The following is an 8,753-nucleotide window of genomic DNA, read 5'->3' on the forward strand; positions in this document are numbered from 1 at the left end:
CGCTTTCCCGCTCGAGTGGAGGGGTCGACCGGACCGAGCTCACTTCGATCTGGAACGATCGTCTCGAGGGCGGAAGACTCGATCTCCGGCCGGCGCTCCTCTGGGTGTTTCTCGGCGTGTTCCTTCTGGAGGCATTGGCGAGTCGAATCGGGTGGCGGCTTCCGGAGATGGGCGCCTGGCGGGTTCCGACGTCGCTACGGGAACCTTCGACAGATTCGGGCTCGGCACCCGAAGAGAATCCGCAAGAGCCGCTTCACGGCGAAGAACCGTTCTTGCCGGATTCCGTCGCCGCCGGGCCCGGTGCGACCGAGCAGCGGAGACAACGGTTCGCCCGGGCCAAGCGGGGTCAGTAGCGGTGATGAGAGCCACAGAGTGATGGCCCGATAATTGCTACCTTATTTAACGGGCTTGGGGGGCGTCCCTTTTTGGAACAGTCACGATCGACGGCCGAACTGCAGCGAAAACACTCGGTCTGGTCCATTCGCGACAAAGTGCTGGGCCTCGTGGTCGTGGCCGCTACCTTGCCCACGGCTCTCGTCGGCACCTCGTCCTACCTGGCCGCACGCAAGACACTCAATGAGAAGCTCTCGGACCAGTTGAACTCGCGGGCGTCTCTGAACGCAGCCAGGATCATCGAATGGCACCAGGAGCGCCGGCAGGACGCTCGGGTGTTCGCGGGCTCGACCATCGTCGTCGCTCACATGGCCCGCCCCCGCGAAGGCAAGGAGTGGATCGGCGCCTATCTTCAGGAAGTTCAGGGGCGTTATCGAGTGTATCGAGCCCTGGCCGTTCTCGATCCTACGGGTGAACTGGTGGCATCGGCCGGATCGCTGGACGACCTGGATGTCGATCGCATCGCCAACGAGCCAGTCGGGGCTGGCTCGACTCTGGATTGGGGCTTCCGGGGTGCCTATCTGTGGGTCCAGAGCCCCATCTTCGGCGAGGATGGTCGGGTTCTCGGCCGAATCGCGCTGGTCTGCGACTTCGAATCCCTGCGGGAGTTGATTGGCAGCGGTGAGACGGTCGAGCGACTGCGTATCACGACCGACTCCCATCGTCTGGTGTTCGCCCACCCTCGAGATCCGGATCCCGGCACCGATTTTCCCGGAAGACTCATCGAGGACGGCCGCATCGCGGAGCTGCGCGACGGTCGAGGAGAAGTCGCCCTTGGAGTATCTCACTCCCTTCAGGCGATGGATCTGCAGGAGCCGTTGCGTCTCACGGTGACCACCGACTGGGACGTGGCTTTCGCCTCGGTCACCGAGCTACGTAGGCGTGTTCTCCTGTTGAGCGCGGTTGCCGTGGTGCTGGTTGTCGCGCTGGCCTACGGTCTCGTCCTGACCCTCACGGATCCTCTCGAGCGACTCGCTCTCCGCGCCCACGGGGTTGCCCGGGGCGACTATGGTTCCGATCTTCCGGTAAAGAGTCGAGACGAGATCGGATATCTCACCGAGGTATTCAATCAGATGGCGGCGACTCTGAAGGCGAGTCACCAGCATCTGGAGAGGCTTTCGACGACCGATGAGCTGACTCAGCTCATCAACCGCCGGGAGCTGCGAAAAGCGCTTGCCGAGGAGCTGCACAAAGCCATGGTGAGCAACAGCCCCCTCACGATCCTCATGATCGACATCGATCACTTCAAGGCGTACAACGATCGGTACGGGCACCTTCGCGGTGATGGCCTTCTCGAGAAGCTCGGCGCCTACCTCCGGGTGAGCGTCCCCATGGGGGCGAGAGCGGCACGCTATGGGGGTGAGGAGTTTCTCGTGCTTCTTCCCGACATGGCGGCGGAACAGGGCGTCGCCGTTGCCGAGATGCTCCGGACAGGTTTCCAGGAGAACGTCGTTCCCGAGCATGTGACCTTGAGCTTGGGAGTGGCTGCCTGGTGGCGCGACGGGAGGACCGCCGCCGAGCTCATCGATGCCGCCGATCGCGCTCTTTATGAGGCCAAGCGGCGAGGCCGGAATCGCGTCGAGGTGGCGGGCGCCGTCTCCGCTATGAGGAAGTCCGGAAGAGCCAGGACCTCGGCCGCCTCCTGAGCCTCACTCCACGAGGCTTCCGTGAATCCAGACGATCCGCCCTTCCGAGCTTCGGACCTGGTACCACTCGCCCAGTCTTCCCACCGCCTCGAGCTTCGTGCCGATTTCCACCAATCCGACGCGATCGGTCTGAATCGATGGCCCTCTCCGAAGATTGGCCGTCTTCTGGACCTCGATGGGACGGGGTGGAACGATGGGTACGATATCGATGGATTCACGGCGCCGAATCTCGGAGACGGTTCGGGCCTGTCGAACGAGCTCGCCCGCTCGCACCGCCAGATAGGCGGCTCCGCCGACGTTGTTCTCCTTGAGCGCTTGATCGGCACGCTCGAGGAAGCTCTCGGCGCGCTCGAGCCGATCGCGGAGCGTGGAGTCCTTCCTGCCGCCGAATGACTCGAGCTCGACGCGAACCTCGGCGATGCGTGACACGGCGAACGCCCGGCTCTGGACATTCTTGACGTTCGACTGGGAGCGAATGAGCTCTTCGAGCGCGATCGCGAGCTCGAGCTCGAGGGTGGCATTCTGCTCCTCGAGGGAAGTCAGGTCCTGGGTCCGCTGCGTCAGTGAGCCGCGCAGATCGGTGTTTTCCGCTTCGTAGGCCGAGAGCGACTCACGAAGAGCCTCGGTCTCCGCGATCAGCTCCCGTTCGCGTTCGTCCGAGACTCCCGGCGGCGGGCTGTTCGTGACCGGCATCGGGTGGGATGGCTTCGCCTTGCCGCCGCACGCCAGGATCGAAGCTATCAGGCCGAGACCGAGGACGAACCTCGACGCGAGCGACGGGGACAAGCGGAACCTCCACGAGCGCGAACGCGATTGGGGCGGGGGAGACCATCATGATAACCCGGTACCGTTCGGTTGTACAGCAGAGCGACGAGTGGCTATGCCTCTGCTGGCAGGACGACGGAGATGCGACAGCCCCCGCTTTGCGTCGGGGCGAGCTCGAGACGCCCGCCGTGGAGCTCGGCCGCGCGCTTCGCGGAGAGTAGGGCGATCCCCGCGGCATAGCCGCCGGGCCGCTCCTCCCAGTCGAGATCGAACCAGCGGGACCAGGAAGAAGTTGGCATCCGAACCACGTCCTCGGAGACGCTCAGCGTCACCCCCCGGATCATCTCGTTCCGTGATAGACGCACCTGCAGCGAGGCGCCCTTGCTCGAGCGAAGCAGCGCGGTCACCGTCTCGAGCGCGCCTGCCATGGCAATCCCGAGGAGCTGGGCGTCGGCTCGCCCGGTGCAGTCCGCGTCTATGGAGGCCGACAGCGAGAGGCCGAGCAGCCGTCGTTCGTCCTCCGACTCACTCAAAACGTCGCGCAGAACGGCGCCCATGTCCACCGCGCGGCGGATGACGGGCGGGTCGGCGTTCAGCATCGCCACACCCCGAACGAGGCGCTGGGCTCGCATCGTCTCGGTTCGGATGAGCCCGATGGCGACCTGGTCGCGAAGCGTGTTGTCGGGACGGTCCAGGAGTCCGAGCGTGGACAGGATGGTCTCGAACGTGCTCTCCAGGATCGTGGAAGTCGCTCCGGCGCGACCCCCCCTCACGCCCACGATTCGCTCCCGAAGCCGAGCGTGCCGGTTTGCCGCCTCGGCGAGTCGGCGTGCCTCGAGCTCGTCCACGTCGTGAACGAGGCAGGGGACTTCCCTGAGCCCGGCGCTCGCCGCGGCCGCCAACCGCTTGGCGCCCGACAGAAGCTCGTACCGTCCTCGATGGCGACGAACGATGAGTGGCTGAAGGACTCCGAACTCCCGTATCGAGTCCACGAGACCCTGGAGCCCCTCGCCGCCGGCGGGAGCCGAAGATTCGATCTGGTTGATGGCGACGATCCGGAGCCGGGGCATGTGACCCGACGCGACGAGCTCGGTCACATAATGGTCGTCGTGCCGCATTCGATACTCTTGCGGCAAGCCTTCACGCTGATAACGGGTCTCGGCGGTGCTCGACATGTCGCTCTCGTAATACTCTTCGTCTTTCTTGCTATCGGTGCTCGATTCGGGAGACTTACTACCCATCTCGGACAAACTCCGCCCCTGCGACCGCGCGGTGATGAAAGCCCACGGCAGGCCAAAGCGAAGTGCTGGTCCCCCGAAGTTATGAGTGCGGGTCTTTACATTCGCAAAACGCTTCGCTCAGCCGCCGCAGTCGATCTACAACCAGTCCCGCGCAAAAAATCGCAATATTGTACTCGCCTGCTCGAGTTTGTCGAGTGGAAAATGCGCTCTTCGAATCGATTTCGTGGACGTGCGGCGCGATCGAGATAGAATCTCGTCTCGATGCTCGAAACCGTGGAGCTCGGCCGCGTCGCGAGCAAGGAAGAGTACGCCGAGAAGGAGCCGGTTCTCCGGGTCGGGCTGCTCACGGTCCAATACGAGCTTCGCGAATCCGATTTCCCGGTGATGATCGTCCTCGGAGGAGATGACGTCTCGGGCTGCTCGGAAGTGCTCAACCTGCTCCACGAGTGGATGGACCCTCGTTACCTCGAGGCGAACGTCTACGAGGAGCGGTCTCAGGAAGAAACGGAGCGGCCACTCTTCTGGCGTTATTGGAGAGCGTTGCCCCCGGCCGGTCGTATCGGGCTTTTTGCGCGGGAGTGGACTCACCGGGCAGTCGTGGAGCGAGCCGTCGGCGACATCGACGAGGTCGAGCTCGATCGAAGACTGCGGCACATCCGGAGCTTCGAGAGGACGCTGACCGACAACGGCACCCTGATCCTGAAGCTCTGGCTGCATGCTCCTCGCAAGCGAATCGAGCGGTCCCTCGGGGGGCGCGCACGTGGCGAGTCCGCCGTCGTTCTCCGTCATTACAAAGGGGTTCGCGCAGTATCGGAGCGAGTCCTGGCTCGCACGAGTCAAGAAGGAGCGATCTGGAACCTCGTGGAGAGCACCGATCCTCGCTACCGGAACGTGACCGTCGCTCAGATGATCATCAGCACTCTGGCGAGACGACTCGGCGAGTCTCCGCGCCAGCGGCCCCGGCCGCCCCGCCTGCCGACCGGTCCGAGTCCGATCACCGTTCTCGATCGCGTCGATCTGACGAAACGGCTCGAAAAAGATGCTTACGAGAGGAAGCTTCAGCGCTACTGGCGGAAGCTCGCGGAGCTCGGCCAGAGAGCACACGAGCTGGGCAAAAGCGGTGTCCTCGCCTTCGAAGGGTGGGACGCCGCGGGAAAGGGCGGTGCCATTCGACGGATCACCAAGCCGATGGACGCGGCGTATTACCGCGTCGTGCCCATCGCCGCTCCAACGGACGAGGAGAGGTCACATCACTACCTCTGGCGTTTCTGGCGAATGCTCCCCCGGGCGGGGCACGTCGTCATATTCGACCGCAGCTGGTACGGACGCGTGCTGGTGGAGAGGCTCGAAGGGCTTGCCTCGGAACCGGAGTGGAACCGAGCCTACGCCGAGATCAACGACTTCGAAGAGCAGCTCGGCGAGCACGGAATCCTGTTGCTCAAGTTCTGGTTGCACGTCAGCCCCGAAGAGCAGCTCCGCCGCTTCAAGGCGCGCGAGAAAGTCCCGTTCAAGAAGTACAAGATCTCGGCCGACGACTACCGGAATCGCGAGAAATGGATCGCTTACGAGGAGGCGGCTGACGAGATGATCCGCCGCACGAGCACCGTTCGCGCGCCCTGGCACCTCGTGGCCGCCGACGATAAACGCTGGGCTCGCATCGAGGTCCTGAAGACGCTCTGCCGCCGGATGGCCAAGGCCGTCGGCCGTTCCCGATAATCGAAGAAGTAGCAGACCGAAGTTGGGATCAGCTGCTAGAAGGTGTCCAGGAGCGCCTGCAGCTCTTCCCGCACGCTCTCGTGCTCTTCCGAGTCGATGAGGTTCGTCATCTCGTAGGGGTCCGTCTCGAGGTCGTAGAGCTCGTCCATGTTCTCGAGCTCGAGGTAGCGAATGAGCTTGTAGCGATCGGTGCGAACCGCCTCGTAGCCCATGTTCACGATGCGGGGGAAGACGATGTCGCTGTAGTACTCGACGAAGAACGAGTGCCGCCATTCGGTGGGCTTCCCCTCGAGAAGCGGAACGAACGAACGCCCGTCGAGAACGGGGGGCGTGACGCCCGAAAGCTCGAGGATCGTGGGCGCAAGATCGATGGTGAGGACCATCGGGGTGACCAGCGTCCCGGCGGCGACCCGTTTCGGATATCGGACGGCGAGCGGGATGCGAAGCGTCTCTTCGTACGCGAGACGTCTTTCGGCGGAGAGTCCGTGCTCGCCGTAGAAGTAGCCGTGGTCGCTCGTCACGACGACGACCGTGTTCTCGAGCTCGCCGTTTCGTTGGAGCGCTTCGAGGATGCGCCCGAGGCTCTCGTCGACCGCCTGGAGCATCCGTAACCGATCGCGGATGGTCTCGTCGTCGGTGACGGTGTCCGGCCCCAGCGGGGGGAGGCCTTCGATGGTGCGCTCGAGCGCAGGTTTCCCCTTTGGAGGGATGCCATAGCTGGGCCTCCTTTGAATCTCGTCATCGGCATAGAGCCCGCGATGGCGTTCGGCGGGGATGAATCCACCCTCTCCGATGGACGCCGTGCTTCCGTCGTCGTGCTGGATGACGTTGGGGTGGAGCGCTTTATGGGCGAAGAACAACGCGAAGGGCTCCGAGCGCTCTCGCGCGAGAAAGTCGAGGGCGCGGTCAGTGAGAAGGTCGGTAACATAGCCTTCGGCCTTCGAGGTCTTCCCGTTCTCGTGGAGATTGGGGTCGATGGCCTCGCCCTGCCCCTTCATGCTCACCCAATAGTCGAACCCGGGCCTTCGCGTCTCGTCGTTTCCCATGTGCCACTTTCCGAGAAACGCGGTGTCATAGCCGGCTTCGTCCAGAAGCCGAGGAAAGGTCACGAGCTCGTGGCTCGTCTCGCTCCGGTTCGTGTTGTCGATGATCCCGTTCCGGCGAGCGTAGAGCCCGGTGAGGAGGTTCGCCCGGCTCGGCGAGCAGAGAGGCGTGGTAGCGAACGCGTTCTCGAACCGCGCCCCTTCCCGGGCGATTCGATCGATGTTGGGGGTCGAGACGAACGGGTGTCCGTAAGCTCCCACGTCGTCCCACCTCAGATCGTCCACGACCACCACGAGGAAGTTGGGCCGTTCCGGCGGCTCCGGAGCGGGCCGGCAATGGACGAGAAGAAGAGGCAGGGCGAGCCTCAGTGCGAATTTCATGGAGGACTCCTACATCACTCGCGCGTTTGGAGTTGTGAGTATCTTCTCATGGGACAGCGGCTCGGCGCGGTGGCACAGATGCGTCTGGCAGAGGTCGCGGCTTCGCTTCGAGAGAAGAGCGCTATTCCTCACCGGCTCGGCCTGCTCCGAGCTGGTTCTCTCTCGGGTTATGCCGGATTCACATTCCTGACTTCGATCGCGAAAGCTGAATCACTTTTTTGTTGAAGTCTATCGACGATGGGAAGGCTCTCGCCACGGATCCTACGAGCTCACTTCCATTCCCAGACCTTGGCGACGGTGTTGCCCTGCCCGTCGACATCGTACTCATGGACCGCGGTCGTGCCGTTCAGCTTCGCGAATTTCTGGGATGCGGTGTGGAAGTAGATAGCGCCCCGGTAGTGGATGGAGCCGTCGGCGCCGGCGGCTTTCGCGGCGCCGTTGCCGACGAGCTGGATCACGTCGCCATCCTTCGTGGTCATGACGCCCTTTCCCTCGCCATAGATCGTCCCGTCGGGCCGGGTCTTGGACCAGTAAGTCCAGAGACTCTTCTCTCCCACCCCGAGGATCTTTCCCTCGGTCTCGAGAGTCACTTCGACGGTCGTTCCACCGTCATCGGATGACAGGACTCTGAGGCCGATGGTCTTCCCTTTTTCTTCGTACAAGAGCTCACCTAACATCGAGGCACCTCCTAGGTTCGGTCGCGGCGGGCATCGTATACTCAATCGCTCCCGTTTCCCAATCGGAGTGCTCATGATCGCGGAGTCGATGCCGTTCTCACGGCCGAAGAAAATAGGCCAGATCATGGTGATGGCGGTCGTCATCGCCATCGGGGTGATGCTGGCCTTCGCGCACTCCATCCGCAGCCTCGTCGTCGAGCTCATCAACATGAGATACCGCGCGGCACGAGCGGCTCGCCGCGTGAAGTCCTCGAGGGCAGTGGTTCTGTTGAACCGATCATTGAAAAACGACGTCCGCGACCCAGATATCTCCTCGGCCCTCCCGCCAGGCGAAATAGAGGTAGGTTCCATCAGTGGCCAGGGGACCTGCGAGAACGAGTGCGCCCGGCCTGCCAGACAGATCGGTCAACGGGCGGGCCGAACCACCCTCTCCGGACATCGTCCAGAGGTTGCCCCGTCCCTCACCGACACCGACGAAGTAGATCGACTTCCCGTCGGGCGACCAGCAGAGCAACTCGCCTTCCGCGTCGCTGAGTTTCTCGGGCTCACCACCCGCCCGGGAGACTCTCCAGAAATTGCTCGTGCCCGAGCGCGTGGATTCGTAAACCAACCAGCGACCATCCGGCGAGAAAGCAAAAGAATCGTCGACGAACGGCTCGTTCGTCAATGAAAGCGGCTCGCCTCCCTCAGTCGGCACAACCCGAATCTCGAACTTGGCGTCCCGACGCGAAAGAAACGCAATCTCCCGTCCGTCCGGAGACCAGCTGGGGAAAGTGCTCTCGACCTCACCGCGGGTCAGCTGTCGGGCCGGCCCTCCATCCACGGGTTGGATCCACACCTGCCGCAGCCCGCTCCGATGGGCGTAAAAGGCAATCTCCTCCCCATCCGGAG

Annotated in this window: 8 protein-coding genes; 3 read left to right on the plus strand and 5 right to left on the minus strand. The window is 63.4% G+C overall.

The genetic code is table 11. From position 1 onward, the window contains the following. Together VEK15_08555 and VEK15_08560 are read left to right on the plus strand one after the other, a co-directional pair. On the plus strand, positions 1–353 hold a 353-nt coding region (locus VEK15_08555; protein HXV60730.1), incomplete at its 5' end, for a hypothetical protein. A gap of 138 nt (positions 354–491) precedes the next feature. Next, the gene (locus VEK15_08560; protein HXV60731.1) at positions 492–2,039 is read left to right on the plus strand and encodes a diguanylate cyclase; all 1,548 of its coding nucleotides are present in this window, start codon (positions 492–494) and stop codon (positions 2,037–2,039) included. Between the two features lie 3 nt (positions 2,040–2,042). On the opposite strand, the gene VEK15_08565 is transcribed toward VEK15_08560, so the two are convergent. After that, entirely contained in the window at positions 2,043–2,825 is a 783-nt protein-coding gene (locus VEK15_08565) for an SH3 domain-containing protein (GenBank protein ID HXV60732.1), read from the minus strand. 92 nt (positions 2,826–2,917) lie between these two features. Beyond that, positions 2,918–4,045, minus strand: coding sequence for a ParB N-terminal domain-containing protein (locus VEK15_08570; GenBank protein HXV60733.1), 1,128 nt, complete (start codon positions 4,043–4,045; stop codon positions 2,918–2,920). A 261-nt stretch (positions 4,046–4,306) separates the two neighbouring features. On the opposite strand from VEK15_08570, the gene pap reads away from it, so the two are divergent. Then, the gene (pap, locus tag VEK15_08575) at positions 4,307–5,761 is read left to right on the plus strand and encodes a polyphosphate:AMP phosphotransferase (protein HXV60734.1); all 1,455 of its coding nucleotides are present in this window, start codon (positions 4,307–4,309) and stop codon (positions 5,759–5,761) included. Between the two features lie 35 nt (positions 5,762–5,796). Here pap and VEK15_08580 read toward each other — a convergent pair whose 3' ends face one another. The 3 genes from VEK15_08580 to VEK15_08590 form a co-directional block, all read right to left on the minus strand. Beyond that, on the minus strand, positions 5,797–7,185 hold the full coding sequence (locus tag VEK15_08580; GenBank protein ID HXV60735.1) for a sulfatase: 1,389 nt from the start codon (positions 7,183–7,185) through the stop codon (positions 5,797–5,799). A 269-nt stretch (positions 7,186–7,454) separates the two neighbouring features. After that, positions 7,455–7,862 carry a hypothetical protein gene (locus VEK15_08585; GenBank protein ID HXV60736.1) on the minus strand — a complete coding sequence of 136 codons (408 nt, stop codon included), beginning with the start codon at positions 7,860–7,862 and terminating at the stop codon, positions 7,455–7,457. A 277-nt stretch (positions 7,863–8,139) separates the two neighbouring features. Then, positions 8,140–8,753, minus strand: a 614-nt coding sequence (locus tag VEK15_08590) for a hypothetical protein (protein ID HXV60737.1), incomplete at its 5' end; no start/stop codon positions are given.

It is taken from the genome of Vicinamibacteria bacterium (assembly GCA_035620555.1).
Taxonomy (GTDB): domain Bacteria; phylum Acidobacteriota; class Vicinamibacteria; order Marinacidobacterales; family SMYC01; genus DASPGQ01.

Coding starts and splice junctions, on each gene's coding strand:
- VEK15_08570 (HXV60733.1), bottom strand. CDS start 4,045: ATGGGTAGTAAGTCTCCCGAATCGAGCACCGATAGCAAGAAAGACGAA.
- pap (HXV60734.1), top strand. CDS start 4,307: ATGCTCGAAACCGTGGAGCTCGGCCGCGTCGCGAGCAAGGAAGAGTAC.
- VEK15_08580 (HXV60735.1), bottom strand. CDS start 7,185: ATGAAATTCGCACTGAGGCTCGCCCTGCCTCTTCTTCTCGTCCATTGC.
- VEK15_08585 (HXV60736.1), bottom strand. CDS start 7,862: ATGTTAGGTGAGCTCTTGTACGAAGAAAAAGGGAAGACCATCGGCCTC.